9 protein-coding genes are annotated in these 15,202 nt (G+C 70.9%); 7 read left to right on the top strand and 2 right to left on the bottom strand.

Annotated elements, in window-relative coordinates; all coding sequences use genetic code 11:
* Nucleotides 1-190: 190 nt before the first annotated feature.
* Nucleotides 191-3,211, top strand: coding sequence for a bifunctional [glutamine synthetase] adenylyltransferase/[glutamine synthetase]-adenylyl-L-tyrosine phosphorylase (locus tag IE273_RS42465; RefSeq protein WP_189820454.1), 3,021 nt, complete (start codon nucleotides 191-193; stop codon nucleotides 3,209-3,211).
* Here IE273_RS42465 and IE273_RS42460 read toward each other — a convergent pair.
* Both IE273_RS42460 and IE273_RS42455 read right to left on the bottom strand, forming a co-directional pair.
* A complete protein-coding gene (locus tag IE273_RS42460; RefSeq protein ID WP_189820453.1) occupies nucleotides 3,193-4,053 on the bottom strand; it encodes a phosphatase PAP2 family protein in 861 nt (286 codons plus the stop codon). The genes IE273_RS42465 and IE273_RS42460 overlap by 19 nt on opposite strands.
* Before the next feature lie 68 nt (nucleotides 4,054-4,121).
* Entirely contained in the window at nucleotides 4,122-5,156 is a 1,035-nt protein-coding gene (locus IE273_RS42455) for a LacI family DNA-binding transcriptional regulator (protein WP_268257553.1), read from the bottom strand.
* Nucleotides 5,157-5,534: 378 nt separating this feature from the next.
* Here IE273_RS42455 and IE273_RS42450 point away from each other — a divergent pair, with 378 nt between their 5' ends.
* The 6 genes from IE273_RS42450 to IE273_RS42425 all read left to right on the top strand — a co-directional run.
* Nucleotides 5,535-6,809, top strand: coding sequence for an extracellular solute-binding protein (locus tag IE273_RS42450; protein ID WP_189820451.1), 1,275 nt, complete (start codon nucleotides 5,535-5,537; stop codon nucleotides 6,807-6,809).
* Nucleotides 6,810-6,913: 104 nt separating this feature from the next.
* Nucleotides 6,914-7,918 (top strand): carbohydrate ABC transporter permease, encoded by a 1,005-nt coding sequence (locus IE273_RS42445; RefSeq protein ID WP_189820450.1) that lies wholly within the window; start codon nucleotides 6,914-6,916, stop codon nucleotides 7,916-7,918.
* Nucleotides 7,919-7,937: 19 nt separating this feature from the next.
* Nucleotides 7,938-8,843 carry a sugar ABC transporter permease gene (locus IE273_RS42440; RefSeq protein WP_189820449.1) on the top strand — a complete coding sequence of 302 codons (906 nt, stop codon included), beginning with the start codon at nucleotides 7,938-7,940 and terminating at the stop codon, nucleotides 8,841-8,843.
* A gap of 151 nt (nucleotides 8,844-8,994) precedes the next feature.
* On the top strand, nucleotides 8,995-10,662 hold the full coding sequence (locus IE273_RS42435) for a glycoside hydrolase family 13 protein (protein WP_189820448.1): 1,668 nt from the start codon (nucleotides 8,995-8,997) through the stop codon (nucleotides 10,660-10,662).
* Between the two features lie 177 nt (nucleotides 10,663-10,839).
* On the top strand, nucleotides 10,840-12,216 hold the full coding sequence (locus IE273_RS42430; protein WP_189820447.1) for an alpha-amylase: 1,377 nt from the start codon (nucleotides 10,840-10,842) through the stop codon (nucleotides 12,214-12,216).
* A 91-nt stretch (nucleotides 12,217-12,307) separates the two neighbouring features.
* Nucleotides 12,308-15,202: alpha-amylase family glycosyl hydrolase (locus IE273_RS42425; RefSeq protein ID WP_268257552.1), on the top strand; the 2,895-nt coding region annotated here is incomplete at its 3' end.

The raw sequence follows: 15,202 nt of genomic DNA, 5'->3' as shown, positions 1-15,202 counted from the left end.
GGCACTGGACCGGCCCCCGGCGCTCCGCCCCCCGCCCCACCCGCCCAAGCCGCCGCACGGCACCCGGCACCCGACGCCCGCCCCCCGAAGCCCCGCCCGCGGGAGTCCCCGGACCGCGACCCGCCACCCCCCGCCCCCTCCGGTTAGGCTCTGGCCAGGACGACAGCGGATCCGAGGGGAGACCACGGACATGACGCCGGGGCGCAGAAGCAGCACTTTCACCCGTCTGCTGCGGCACGGCTTCACCGACCCGTCCGCCGCCGAACGCCTCCTCGACGGCCCCGAACTGGCCCCCGTCCGAGACGACCCCGTCCTCCTCGAAGCCCTCGGCGCCACCGCCGACCCCGACCTCGCCCTGCACGGCCTGGTCGGCCTCCTGGAGGCCCAGCCCACCCCCACCGCCCACCGGGAACTGCTGGACACCCTCATCGCGGCCAAGCCCCTGCGCGACCGCCTGCTCGGCATCCTCGGCGCCTCCGCCGCCCTCGCCGACCACCTCGCCCGCCACCCCGGCGACTGGCAGGCCCTGGTCACCTACGAGCCGCACGACCTCCACCCGGGTGTCGCGGAGTTCGAGCGCGGCCTGGCGGAGGCCGCCGACCCGGTCTCGCTCCGCGTCGCCTACCGCCGCTGCCTGCTCTCCATCGCCGCCCGCGACGTCTGCGGCACCACGGACGTCGCCGAGGCGGCAGCGGAGCTCGCCGACCTGGCCACCGCCACGCTCCGCGCGGCCCTGTCCCTCGCCGAACGCGCGGCCCCGGAGGACGCCGCCGCCTGCCGCCTCGCGGTGATCGCGATGGGCAAGTGCGGCGGCCACGAGCTGAACTACGTCTCCGACGTGGACGTGATCTTCGTGGCGGAGCCGGCCGAGGGCGTCCCCGAACCCCAGGCGCTGAAGGCCGCGACGAAACTCGCCTCGCACCTGATGCGGATCTGTTCGGAGACCACCGTCGAGGGCTCCATCTGGCCGGTCGACGCCAACCTCCGCCCCGAGGGCCGCAACGGCCCCCTCGTGCGCACCCTCAGCAGCCACCTCGCCTACTACCAACGCTGGGCGAAGACCTGGGAGTTCCAGGCCCTGCTCAAGGCCCGCCCGGTGGCCGGGGACGAGGCGCTCGGCCAGGCGTACATCGACGCCCTCGAACCCCTCGTCTGGAAGGCGGCGGACCGCGAGAACTTCGTGGCGGACGTGCAGAAGATGCGCCGCCGGGTGGTCGAGAACATCCCCGCGGCCGAGATCGACCGCGAACTCAAGCTGGGCCCCGGCGGCCTGAGGGACGTCGAATTCGCCGTCCAGCTCCTCCAGCTGGTGCACGGCCGCACCGACCCCGCCCTGCGCAGCGGCACCACCCTGGACGCCCTGACGGCCCTCGCCGCGGGCGGCTACGTAGGCCGGGAGGACGCCGCCCGCCTGGACGAGGCGTACCGCTTCCTGCGCTCCATGGAGCACCGCATCCAGCTCTACCGCCTGCGCCGCACCCACCTCGTGCCCGAGGCGGAGCCGGACCTGCGCCGCCTCGGGCGCTCCCTGGGCCTGCGCGCCGACCCGGTGGCCGAGCTGAACCGCGAGTGGAAGCGGCACACCGGCGTCGTACGCCGGCTGCACGAGAAGCTCTTCTACCGCCCGCTGCTCGACGCGGTCGCCCAACTGGCCCCCGGCGAGGCCCGGCTGCGCCCGGAGGCGGCCCGCGAACGCCTGGTGGCGCTCGGCTACGCCGACCCGGCCGCCGCCCTGCGCCACCTGGAGGCCCTGGCCTCCGGCGTGACCCGCAAGGCGGCGATCCAGCGCACCCTGCTGCCGGTCCTCCTCGGCTGGTTCGCGGACTCCGCCGACCCGGACGCCGGCCTGTTGAACTTCCGCAAGGTCTCCGACGCGCTCGGCAAGACCCCCTGGTACCTGCGCCTGCTGCGCGACGAGGGCGCGGCGGCCGAGAACCTGGCCCGCGTCCTGTCGGCGGGCCGCCTCGCCCCCGACCTGCTGATGCGCGCCCCCGAGGCGGTGGCCCTGCTGGGCGACGGCAGCGGAGCGGGCCCCGCGGCGCTCGGCGGCGGCCTCGCGCCGCGGCAGCGGGCCGCGCTGGAGCAGGAGATCCTGGCGGCCGTGGGCCGCGCGGAGAACGCCGCGCAGGGGGTCACCGCGGCCCGTGGCGTGCGCCGCCGTGAGCTGTTCCGCACCGCCGCCGCCGACATCGTCGGCTCCTACGGCACCGAGACCAGCCCCGTCGAGGCCGACCAGGGCGCCCTGGTGGACCGGGTCGGCGCGGCCGTCTCGGACCTCACCAAGGCGACCCTGGCGGGCACCCTGCGCGCGGTGGTCCGGGAGAGCTGGGGCGACACCCTGCCCACCCGGTTCGCGATCATCGGGATGGGCCGCTTCGGCGGGCACGAGCTGGGCTACGGCTCCGACGCGGACGTGCTGTTCGTGCACGAGCCGCAGGACGGCGTGGACGAGCACGAGGCGTCGGCCGCCGCGAACAAGGTCGTCGCCGAGATGCGCCGCCTGCTCCAGCTGCCCAGCGCCGACCCGCCGCTGCTCATCGACGCCGACCTGCGCCCGGAGGGCAAGTCGGGCCCGCTGGTGCGCACCCTGAAGTCGTACGAGGCGTACTACCGCCGCTGGTCCCTGGTCTGGGAGTCACAGGCGCTGCTGCGGGCCGAGCCGGTCGCCGGCGACGCGGACCTGGGCCGGCGGTTCGTCGAGCTGATCGACCCGCTGCGCCACCCGGCCAAGGGTCTCACCGAGGACGGGGTCCGCGAGATCCGCCGGCTGAAGGCCCGCATGGAGTCCGAGCGGCTGCCGCGCGGCGCCGACCCCAAGCTGCACACCAAGCTCGGCCCCGGCGGGCTGTCCGACGTGGAGTGGACGGTCCAGCTCCTCCAGATGCGCCACGGCCACCAGGAGGCGGGCCTGCGCACCACCCGCACCCGCCAGGCCCTGGCCGCCGCCCGCGAGGCCGGGCTGCTGTCCGCCGAGGACGCGGAGATCCTGGACGAGGCGTGGGTGCTGGCCACTCGGGTGCGCAACGCGGTGATGCTGGTCCGCGGCCGGGCCGGGGACACCTTCCCGACCGAGCCGCGCGAGCTGGCCGCCGTGGGCCGCTACCTGGGCTACGGCGCCGGGCACGCCGGGGACATGCTGGACGCGTACCGCCGTACCACGCGCCGGGCGCGCACGGTGGTGGAGGAGCTGTTCTACGGCGACAGGGCCTGAGCGGGCGCGGGGGTCCGGGCCGGGACCAGCCGGGGCAGCGCGTGCGGCAGGCTGCCGTACCACACCCGGGCCACCGTGAACCCGAAGGTCAGGCAGAGCACACCGCCCACCGCGTCCAGCCAGAAGTGGTTGGCGGTGGCGACGATCACCAGCAGGGTGGCCGTCGGATACAGCAGCCCCAGCACCCGCACCCACGGCACCGACGCCAGCGCGAAGACCGTCAGGCCGCACCACAGCGACCAGCCGATGTGCATCGACGGCATCGCCGCGTACTGGTTCGACATGTGCTTGAGGTCGCCGGAGGCCATCGAGCCCCAGGTGTGGTGGGCCGTCACGGTGTCCACGAAGCGCCCGCCGCGCATCAGCCGGGGCGGCGCGAGCGGGAACAGGTGGTAACCGACCAGGGCCACGCCCGTGGTCGCGAACAGCACCATCCGGGTCGCCGCGTAGCGGCCGGGATGCCATCGGTAGAGCCACACCAGCACCCCGATGGTGACGACGAAGTGCAGTGTGGCGTAGTAGTAGTTCATCCCGATGATGAGCCAAGTCACCGAGTTGGCGGCGTGGTTGACGGACTGCTCGACGGCGATGCCCAGCGCGTGCTCGGTGCGCCAGATCCAGTCCGCGTTGCGCAGCGCCGCCGACCGCTGCTCCGGCACGGCGTTGCGGATCAGCGAGTACGTCCAGTAACTCACCGCGATCAAAAGGACCTCGAACCACAGCCGGGGCCGCCTCGGCCGCCGCAGCCGGCCCAGCGGACCACGTGGGACCTCGCCCGTGACGGCCCGCGGAACGGCCACCTCCTCGCGACCTTCCGGCTCTGTCACGGTCGAGTCACTCATAGGCACAAAGTCTGCCAGACAAGGCTTCCTCGGCCGATCATCCCAAGGTTGGGTCCGCGGCGCACCTTCTACGACGTGCGGAGGACATTCGGCGCCGAAGCGGTGGAACCGCGCACCACCAGTTCCGGCATGAACACGAACTCGCTGTGCGGCGCCGGTGTCCCGCCGATCTCCTCCAGCAGCGTGCGCACCGCCGCCTGCCCCATGGCCGGGACGGGCTTGCGGATCGTGGTCAGCGGCGGGTCGGTGAAGGCGATCAGCGGGGAGTCGTCGAACCCGACCACCGACACGTCCCGGGGCACCTCCAGGCCCCGCTGCCGGGCCGCCCGTATCGCGCCCAGCGCCATCATGTCGCTGGCGCAGACCACCGCCGTGCAGCCCCGCTCGATCAGCGCCGTCGCCGCCGCCTGACCACCCTCCAGGGTGTACAGCGAGTGCTGGACCAACTCCGTCTCGACCGTCTGGGCGGGCAGCCCCAGCTGGTCCTGCACCGCGCGGACGAAGCCCTCGATCTTGCGCTGCACGGGCACGAACCGCTTCGGTCCGAGCGCCAGCCCGATCCGGGTGTGCCCCAGCGACACCAGGTGCGTGACCGCCAGCGACATCGCCGCCCGGTCGTCGGGGGAGATGAACGGCGCCTGCACCTTCGGCGAGAACCCGTCCACCAGCACGTACGGCACGCCCTGGGCACGCAGCCGCTCGTAGCGCTGCATGTCGGCGGTGGTGTCCGCGTGCAGCCCGGAGACGTAGATGATCCCGGCGACCCCGCGGTCCACGAGCATCTCGGTCAGCTCGTCCTCGGTCGATCCGCCCGGGGTCTGCGTGGCGAGCACCGGCGTGTAGCCCTGACGGGTCAGCGCCTGGCCGATGACCTGGGCCAGGGCCGGGAATATCGGGTTCTCCAGCTCCGGCGTGATCAGGCCCACCAGGCCCTCGCTGCGCTGCCGCAGCCGTACCGGGCGCTCGTAGCCCAGCACGTCCAGCGCGGCGAGCACGGACTGGCGGGTGGTGGCGGCGACTCCCGGCTTCCCGTTGAGGACCCGGCTGACGGTCGCTTCGCTCACCCCCGCCTGCGCAGCGATGTCGGCAAGCCGTGTGGTCACGGCACTGGACTGTACCGGTCGTATCTCTCCTTGCACACCGGCCGGACGCCGGGCGCGGGCGGGCGTACGGCCTGCCGTGGGTTGCTGCGTCATCGCGCTCCCTCGGGATTCTCGGTGGCAAGAGCTTGCAAGTCTTGCACACCTGTCGTCATCACCGCTCAACGCCAGCACCACTGGGTCGCGCCGTGGTCGACGGCTGGTCACGACGGGGTAACCATCGTGTCCCCTTGCACTTTTTTTCTGCAAGGTCTTTCGCAACGCTTACATGGCTGTTACGTTCCCAGTCGCCCGGCCGCGGCAACGGCGCAGTCGGCAAGTCGCAGGGGCGGACGGGACCGTCCCCTGTACCACTCGGGCTTTAACCCTCAAGGAGAACTCATGCGGCGTGGCATAGCGGCCTCCGCGCTGGTGGCGTCCCTCGCCCTGACGGCGACGGCGTGCGGCGGGAGCGACAGCGACAGCGGAAAGTCGGACGGCCCGGTCACCATCACCTGGTGGGACACCTCCAACGCCACCAATGAGGCGCCGGCGTACAAGGCCCTGATCCAGCAGTTCGAGGCTGCCAACAAGGACGTCAAGGTCAAGTACGTCAACGTCCCCTTCGACCAGGCGCAGAACAAGTTCGACACCGCGGCCGGCGCCAAGGGCGCCCCGGACGTGCTGCGCTCCGAGGTCGGCTGGACCCCCGCCTTCGCCAAGAAGGGCTTCTTCCTGCCCCTCGACGGCACCGATGCCCTCGCCGACCAGGGCAAGTTCGAGCCGAACCTGATCAAGCAGGCCCAGTACGAGGGCAAGACCTACGGCGTGCCGCTGGTCACCGACACCCTCGCGCTGGTCTACAACAAGGCCCTGTTCAAGAAGGCCGGCATCACCGAGGCCCCCAAGACCTGGGACGAGCTGAAGGCCGACGCCGCCAAGATCGAGGACAAGGCCGGGGTCGACGGCTACTGGGGCTCCACCCAGGCCTACTACGCCCAGCCCTTCCTCTACGGCGAGGGCACCGACACCGTCGACGCCGCCGCCAAGAAGATCACCGTGAACTCGCCCGCCGCCAAGAAGGGCTATGGCACCTGGCTGAGCCTGTTCTCCGGCAAGGGCCTGCACAAGGCCGATGCCACCGCCGACGCCTACGCCCACATCCAGGACGCGTTCGTCAACGGCAAGGTCGCCGCGATCATCCAGGGCCCCTGGGAGATCACGAACTTCTACAAGGGCAGCGCCTTCCAGGACAAGTCCAACCTCGGCATCGCCACCGTCCCGGCCGGCTCCGCCGGCAAGGCGGGCGCCCCGACGGGCGGCCACAACCTCTCGGTCTACGCCGGTTCGGACAAGGCCCACCAGGCGGCGGCGCTGAAGTTCGTCAAGTTCATGACCTCGGCGCAGTCCCAGGAGACCATCGCGCTGAAGAACTCCACCCTGCCCACCCGCTCCGACGCCTACACCGACAAGGTCAAGGCCGACCCGGGCATCGCCGGCTACCAGGGCGTCCTCGCCGCCGCCCAGCCCCGCCCGGCGCTGCCCGAGTACAGCTCCCTGTGGGGTCCGCTCGACACCGAGCTGCCCAAGGTCGCCAGCGGCAAGGAGTCGCTGGACACGGGCCTGGGCAACGCCGAGCTGGCCATCTCCAAGCTGGTGAGCGGCTTCAGCAAGTAAGCCCGCGTGGCCGTCGGATCCTTCCTGAGCGAACGGGGGGAAGGATCCGACGGCCACCGCCCTGTGCCCGGCCCAACCCCTTGATCTCTTGAAGGTGTCGAACCATGACAGTCGCCATCGACCGCGCGACCGGCAAGCGCCGCGGTGACCGCGCGCCGCGGCCCGGGCTGGGGCAGCGCGTCCGAAACGGTTTCCAGAAGTACTGGTACGCCTACGCGATGATCGCCCCGGTGGTCGTCGTGCTCGGCGTCCTCGTGGGCTACCCGCTGGTGCGGGGCTTCTACCTCACCCTCACCGACGCCAACAGCCTGAACTCGGCCCGCACGATCGGCGTCAACCACATCGACGCCACCTACAAGTTCATCGGCCTGGACAACTACCGGGACATCCTGTTCGGCCCGACGGCGTACGACCGCTTCTGGTCGCACTTCCTGTGGACCGTGTTCTGGACGGTCGCCTGCGTCGCCCTGCACTACGGCATCGGTCTCGGTCTCGCGCTCATGCTCAACCAGAAGCTGCGCGGCCGTACCGTCTACCGGCTGCTGCTCGTCCTGCCGTGGGCCGTGCCGACCTTCGTCACCGTCTTCTCCTGGCGGATCATGCTCGCCGACTCCGGCGTGCTCAACCAGATCCTCGGCTCGCTCCACCTGCCCCAGCCGGAGTGGCTGGAGGACACCTTCTGGCAGCGGTTCTCCGCGATCATGGTCAACACCTGGTGCGGTGTGCCGTTCATGATGCTGTCCCTGCTCGGCGGCCTCCAGTCCATCGACTCCTCGCTCTACGAGGCCGCCGAGATGGACGGCGCCAGTGCCTGGCAGCGCTTCCGGCACGTCACCCTGCCCGGCCTGCGCTCGGTCAGCTCCACCGTCGTGCTGCTCGGCATCATCTGGACCTTCAACCAGTTCGTCATCATCTTCCTGCTGTTCGGCAAGAACTCCGCCCCGGACGCCCAGATCCTCGTCACCTGGGCCTACCAGCTCGGCTTCGGCCAGCAGCCGCGCGACTTCGCCCAGTCCGCCGCGTACGGCGTGCTGCTGCTGTCGATCCTGACCGTCTTCACCTCCTTCTACTTCCGCTGGCTGAAGCGCAATGACCAGCTCGCCGTCTGACGCCGCAGGAGCCGCCGCCATGAGCACCACGACCCTGGACAAGACCGAGACCGCCCCGGCCCCCGCCGCCGCGCCCCGGAGCCGCGTGCGCCGGCGCGGCGAGCGCGGCGCGGCCGGCGCCGCCCTGCTGCACGGCGGCCTCGCCGTGGCGAGCCTGATCGCCCTGGCCCCGGTGGCCTGGCTGTTCTACCTGTCCCTCGGCCCGGACAAGGAGGACTACCTGCACCCGGCCGACATCGCGGGCAAGTTCAGCTTCTCCAACTACAGCTTCGTGCTGGAGCACACCGGGTTCCTCGACTGGTTCAAGTCGACGATGATCGTGGCCCTCGGCACGACGCTCATCGGTGTCTTCGTCGCCGCCACCACCGGCTACGCGGTCTCCCGCATGCGCTTCCCCGGCTACAAGCAGCTGATGTGGGTCCTGCTGCTCACGCAGGCATTCCCCATCGCCATCCTGATCGTGCCGATGTACGAGATCTTCAGCGAGCTCGGTCTCATCGACACCTACTGGGCGCTGATCATCATCAACTGCTCCACCGCCGTGCCGTACAGCGCCTGGCTGCTCAAGGGGTACTTCGACACCATCCCCTTCGAGATCGACGAGGCCGGACGCGTCGACGGGCTCAGCCCCTTCGGCACCTTCTTCCGGCTCATCCTGCCGCTGGCCCGGCCGGGCCTGGCCGTGGCCGCGTTCTACAACTTCATCACCGCCGTCGGCGAGGTCGCCTTCGCGACCACCTTCCTGCTGGACGACTCCAAGTACACCTTCGCCGTCGGCCTCCAGACCTTCGTCAGCGAGCACGACGCCCAGTGGAACTACATGGCCGCCACCGCGGTGCTGATCGCGATACCCGTGACCGTGTTCTTCTACCTCGTGCAGAAGAACCTCGTCACCGGTCTCACCGCCGGCGGCACCAAGGGCTGACGCCCGCACCGACCAGGCGGCCGCGGTGCCTCCCCCAGCTCTCGGCTTCGCCCGACCCGGGGGGACCCCCAGACCCCGCTGTCACCGCGGCCCGCCTCACCGCCGTACCCACCGACCGCCCACCATGCCCCCGTTACGTATCAAGGACGCCATGAGCCAGCAGCACCCTGCCGCACCGGCCCGCCACTCCGCCGTCACCGTCGCCGACCGCCGCGACTGGTGGCGGGACGCGGTCATCTACCAGGTCTACCCGCGCAGTTTCGCCGACAGCAACGGCGACGGCATGGGCGACCTGGAGGGCGTACGCTCCCGCCTGCCCTACTTGCGTGACCTCGGCGTCGACGCCGTGTGGCTCAGCCCCTTCTACGCCTCCCCGCAGGCCGACGCCGGCTACGACGTCGCCGACTACCGCGCCGTGGACCCGATGTTCGGCTCGCTGCTGGACGCCGACGCGCTCATCCGCGACGCCCACGCGCACGGCCTGCGCATCATCGTGGACCTGGTCCCGAACCACTCCTCCGACCAGCACGAGTGGTTCAAGCGCGCCCTCGCCGAGGGCCCCGGCTCCCCGCTCCGCGAGCGCTACCACTTCCGCCCCGGCAAGGGGAAGGACGGCGAACTCCCGCCCAACGACTGGGAGTCCATCTTCGGCGGCCCGGCCTGGACGCGTGTGGCCGACGGGGAGTGGTACCTGCACCTCTTCGCCCCCGAGCAGCCCGACTTCAACTGGAACCACCCGGCCGTCGGCGACGAGTTCCGCTCCATCCTCCGCTTCTGGCTGGACATGGGCGTGGACGGCTTCCGCATCGACGTCGCCCACGGCCTGGTCAAGGCCGACGGCCTGCCCGACCTCGGCGCCCACGACCAGCTCAAGCTGCTGGGCAACGATGTCATGCCGTTCTTCGACCAGGACGGCGTGCACGAGATCTACCGCCAGTGGCGCAAGATCCTCGACGAGTACGCGGGGGAGAGGATCTTCGTCGCCGAGGCGTGGACCCCGACCGTCGAGCGCACCGCGAACTACGTCCGCCCCGACGAACTCCACCAGGCCTTCAACTTCCAGTACCTGAGCACGGAGTGGGACGCGGAGGAGCTGCGGACGGTCATCGACCGCACCCTGGAGGCCATGCGCCCGGTCGGCGCCCCCGCCACCTGGGTGCTGTCCAACCACGACGTCACCCGGCACGCCACCCGCTTCGCCAACCCGCCCGGCCTCGGCACCCAGATCCGCACCGCCGGGGACCGGGAGCTGGGCCTGCGCCGCGCCCGCGCGGCCACCCTCCTGATGCTCGCCCTGCCCGGCTCGGCGTACATCTACCAGGGCGAGGAACTGGGCCTCCCGGACGTCGTGGACCTGCCCGACGAGGTGCGCCAGGACCCGGCGTACTTCCGGGGCGCCGGCCAGGACGGCTTCCGCGACGGCTGCCGCGTCCCGATCCCGTGGACCCGCGAGGGCTCCTCCTACGGCTTCGGCAGCGGCGGCAGCTGGCTGCCGCAGCCCGCCGACTGGGCCGGGCTGAGCGTGGCGGCGCAGACCGGCGCCCCCGGCTCCACGCTGGAGCTGTACCGGGCCGCGCTGCGCGCGCGCCGCGCCCACCCGGACCTCGGCGCGGGGGAGGCGGTGGAGTGGCTGCGGGCGCCCGAGGGCGTCCTGGCCTTCCGGCGCGGCGGCTTCGTGTGCGTCGCGAACACCACGGGCGAGTCGGTGACGACCCCGTCGTACGGCCGCGTCCTGCTCACCAGCGGTGAGGTGACCGAGGCGGACGGCGAGACGAAGGTGCCCGCCGACACCACGGTCTGGTGGACGACGACGGACTGACAGCCGGACACGGGGCCGGTTCTGAGCCCCCGTCTGAAAGTTCTTGCATCAAGTTCACAACGGCCCGCTGCCTTTCGGCCAGCGGGCCTTTAACATCTGCGTCACCGCAAGCTTGCTGAAATGTTTCAGCAAGAGCCTTCAGCGGTCCCGTCGCCTTCAACGTCGAAGGAACCCCACATGGCACGCAGAACGCTCCCCACGGCGGTCGCCCTCACAGCCGCCGCTCTGGTTGGCATGACCCCGACGGCCGCCGAGGCCTCCCCGCCCGGCACCAAGGACGTCACCGCCGTCCTCTTCGAGTGGAACTACGCCTCGGTGGCCAAGGAGTGCACCAGCGCCCTCGGCCCCGCCGGCTACGGATACGTCCAGGTCTCCCCGCCCGCCGAGCACATACAGGGGGCGCAGTGGTGGACGTCGTACCAGCCCGTGTCCTACAGGATCGCGGGCCGCCTCGGCGACCGCACGGCGTTCCGGAACATGGTGAACACCTGTCACGCGGCCGGTGTGAAGGTCGTCGTGGACACCGTGATCAACCACATGTCGGCGGGCAGCGGCACCGGCACCGGAGGCTCGTCGTACACGAAGTACGACTACCCGGGCCTGTACTCGGTCCACGACGTCGACGACTGCACCTCCCAGGTGTCGAACTACTCCGACCGCTGGAACGTGCAGCACTGCGAACTCGTCGGCCTCGCCGACCTCGACACCGGCGAGGAGTACGTCCGCAAGACCATCGCCGGCTACCTGAACGACCTCCTCACCCTCGGCGTCGACGGCTTCCGCATCGACGCGGCCAAGCACATCCCGGCCGGTGACCTGACGAACATCAAGAGCCGCCTGACCAACCCGTCCGCCTACTGGAAGCAGGAGGTCATCTACGGCGCGGGAGAGGCCGTCCAGCCCTCCGAGTACACCGGCAACGGAGACGTCCAGGAGTTCCGCTACGCCTACGACCTCAAGCGCGTCTTCACCAGCGAGAAGCTGGCCTACCTCACCAACTACGGCGAGGGCTGGGGCTATCTGGGCAGCTCGGTCGCGGGCGTCTTCGTCGACAACCACGACACCGAGCGCAACGGCAGCACGCTGAACTACAAGAGCGGCGCCGACTACACCCTGGCCAACGTCTTCATGCTCGCCTGGCCGTACGGCGCCCCGGACGTCAACTCCGGCTACGAGTGGTCGGACGCCGACGCCGGCCCGCCCAGCGGCGGCCAGGTGAACGCCTGCTGGCAGGACGGCTGGAAGTGCCAGCACGCCTGGCCGGAGATCAAGTCCATGGTCGCCTTCCGCAACGCGACCCGCGGACAGGCGGTCACCCACTGGTGGGACAACGGCAACAACGCGATCGCGTTCGGCCGCGGCACCAAGGGCTACGTGGCGATCAATCACGAGTCCTCGTCCCTGACCCGCACCTACCAGACGTCCCTCCCGGCCGGGACGTACTGCGACGTCCAGAACAACACCCCGGTGACGGTGAACTCCAGCGGGCAGTTCACCGCCACCCTCGGCTCGAACACGGCCCTCGCGCTCTACGCCGGCAAGTCGAGCTGCTGAGCCTTCGCCTGACGGAGCGTGGAACCTCTTGCGGGAGGTTTCACGCCCCTTGCCGCAAACCCTCAGCCACCCCCGCAAGGAGTCATCACCTGTGATACCGAGACGGCCGGCGCCGCGCAGGCGCCGTACCCCGCACCGCCGACGGGCCGCGGCCGTCACCGCCGCGGCCCTCGCCGCCGCGCTGCTCCAGCCGCTGGCCGCCCATGCGGCCGGCCCGCCCGCGCCCCCCTCGGACGCGCGGCTCGCCGCCGTACCCGCCCGGCACGACGCCACCCGCGAGCAGTTCTACTTCGTCCTGCCGGACCGCTTCGCCAACGGGGACACCTCCAACGACAGGGGCGGCCTGACCGGTTCCCGCCTGTCCACCGGGTACGACCCCACCGACAAGGGCTTCTACCAGGGCGGCGACCTCAAGGGCCTGACGAAGCGGCTGGACTACATCAAGGGGCTCGGCACCACGGCCATCTGGCTGGCGCCGATCTTCAAGAACCGCCCCGTGCAGGGCACCGGCAGCAAAGCCTCCGCCGGCTACCACGGTTACTGGATCACCGACTTCACCCAGGTCGACCCGCACTTCGGCACCAACGACGACCTCAAGTCCCTCATCTCCAAGGCCCACGCCAAGGGCATGAAGGTCTTCTTCGACGTCATCACCAACCACACCGCCGACGTCGTGGACTACGACGAGAAGTCCTACGACTACCTGTCCAAGGGCGCCTTCCCCTACCTCACCAAGGACGGCGAGCCCTTCGACGACGCCGACTACGCCGACGGCGGCCGGAAGTTCCCGGCCGTCTCCGGCGCCTCCTTCCCGTACACCCCGAGGGCCACGAGCGGGAGCAAGGTCCCGGCCTGGCTCAACGACCCGACGATGTACCACAACCGGGGCGACTCGACGTACGCCGGCGAGTCCACCACCTACGGCGACTTCTCCGGCCTGGACGACCTGTGGACCGAGCGCCCCGAGGTCGTCCACGGCATGGAGAAGATCTACGAGCGGTGGGTGCGGGACTTCGCCGTCGACGGCTTCCGGATCGACACCGTCAAGCACGTGAACATGGAGTTCTGGACCCAGTGGGCGACCGCGCTGGACCGGTACGCGGCCGGGCGCGGACGGAAGGACTTCTTCATGTTCGGCGAGGTCTACTCCGCCGACACCGCCGTCACCTCCCCGTACGTCACCCAGGGCCGCCTGGACGCCACCCTCGACTTCCCCTTCCAGGACGCGGCCCGCGCCTACGCCTCCCAGGGCGGCAGCGCGCGCAAGCTGGCGAGCGTCTTCGGTGACGACTACACGTACACGACCGACAAGGCCAACGCCTACGAACAGGTCACCTTCCTCGGCAACCACGACATGGGCCGCATCGGGTACTTCCTGAAGCAGGACAACCCGAAGGCCACCGACGCCGAGATCCTGAAGAAGGACAGGCTCGCCAACGAGCTGATGTTCCTCAGCCGGGGCAACCCGGTCGTCTACTACGGCGACGAGCAGGGCTTCACCGGCTCCGGCGGCGACAAGGACGCCCGCCAGACCATGTTCGCCTCCCAGGTCGCCGACTACCTGGACGACGACGAGATCGGCACCGACCGCACCCACGCGAGCGCCGCCTACGACACCAAGGCCCCGCTGTACCGGCGGATCGCCGCGCTCGCGGGGCTCCGCAAGGCCAACCCGGCCCTGACCGACGGAGTGCAGACCGAGCGGTACGCGGCCGACGGGCCCGGTGTCTACGCCGTCACGCGCACCGACGCCCGGACGGGCCAGGAGTACGTCGTCGCGTTCAACAACGCCGACTCCGAGAAGACGGCGACCTTCGCGACCGGATCCGCGGACATGCCGTACCGGGGCGTCTACGGGGCCACCGGCCCGGTGACGTCCGACGGCGACAGGAAGGTCACCGTCACCGTCCCGGCCGGTTCCGCCGTCGTCTACAAGGCCGCCGGCACCCTCGACAAGCCCGCCACCAAGCCGGTGATCACCCTGGCCGCCCCGGCCGCCGGTGCCACCGGGACGGTCGTCCTCAAGGCCGGCGTCGACGGCGGACAGCTCAACCGGGTCGTCTTCGCCGCCCAGGTCGGAAACGGCACGTGGAAGACGCTCGGCTCCGCCGACCACGCCCCCTACCAGGTCACCCAGACCCTCGGCAGGGACGTGCCCGCCGGCACCGCCCTGCGCTACAAGGCCGTCGTCATCGACTCGGCCGGGCGCACCGCGAGCGCCACGGCGAGCAGCACCACCGGCACCCCGCCCGCGCCCGAGGTCCCCACGGCCTCCTCCCGGGACTACGCGATCGTCCACTACCAGCGCACGGACGGCGAGTACGCCGACTGGGGCCTGTACGCCTGGGGCGACCTCGCCGACGGCGAGGCCACGAACTGGCCGGCCAGCCAACCCTTCACGGGCCGGGACGCCTACGGCGCCTTCGCCTACGTCAGGCTCAAGCCCGGCGCCTCCAAGGTCGGCTTCCTGGTCATCGACAAGGACGGCACCAAGGACGTCTCCGCCGACCGGTCCATCGACGTCACCAGGACGGGGGAGGTGTGGATCGAGCAGGGCAAGGCCGAGGTACGCACGGAACGGCCCGACTATCCCGCCCAGGACAAGTCCAAGGCGGTCCTGCACTACCACCGCGCCGACGGGAACTACGACGGCTGGGGCCTGCACGTCTGGACGGGTGCCGCGCACCCCACCGACTGGTCGGACCCGCTGGAGCCGGTGAAGACTGATGCCTATGGCGCGGTCTTCGAGGTGCCGCTCACCGAGGGTGCCACCAGTCTCGGCTACATCATCCACAAGGGCGACGAGAAGGATCTCCCGGCCGACCAGTCCCTGGACCTCAAGGCCAGCGGCAACGAGGTCTGGCTGGTGAACGGCCAGGAGCAGTACCTGCTGCCCCAGCCGGCCGGCAGCGCCGCCGCGCTGGACCCGACCACCTCCAAGGCGGTGTGGATCGACCGGGACACCGTCGCCTGGGACGGCGTCGAC

The organism is Streptomyces olivaceoviridis (genome assembly GCF_014650115.1).
Taxonomy (GTDB): Bacteria; Actinomycetota; Actinomycetes; order Streptomycetales; family Streptomycetaceae; genus Streptomyces; species Streptomyces olivaceoviridis.
Note: the sequence above shows the minus strand (reverse complement) of the source record. Positions and strands in the feature narration are given on the sequence as shown.

Bases quoted from the DNA above. Each gene is read 5' to 3' on its own strand.
- IE273_RS42465 (WP_189820454.1), top strand. From the start codon at position 191: ATGACGCCGGGGCGCAGAAGCAGCACTTTCACCCGTCTGCTGCGGCAC.
- IE273_RS42460 (WP_189820453.1), bottom strand. From the start codon at position 4,053: ATGAGTGACTCGACCGTGACAGAGCCGGAAGGTCGCGAGGAGGTGGCC.
- IE273_RS42450 (WP_189820451.1), top strand. From the start codon at position 5,535: ATGCGGCGTGGCATAGCGGCCTCCGCGCTGGTGGCGTCCCTCGCCCTG.
- IE273_RS42445 (WP_189820450.1), top strand. From the start codon at position 6,914: ATGACAGTCGCCATCGACCGCGCGACCGGCAAGCGCCGCGGTGACCGC.
- IE273_RS42440 (WP_189820449.1), top strand. From the start codon at position 7,938: ATGAGCACCACGACCCTGGACAAGACCGAGACCGCCCCGGCCCCCGCC.
- IE273_RS42435 (WP_189820448.1), top strand. From the start codon at position 8,995: ATGAGCCAGCAGCACCCTGCCGCACCGGCCCGCCACTCCGCCGTCACC.
- IE273_RS42430 (WP_189820447.1), top strand. From the start codon at position 10,840: ATGGCACGCAGAACGCTCCCCACGGCGGTCGCCCTCACAGCCGCCGCT.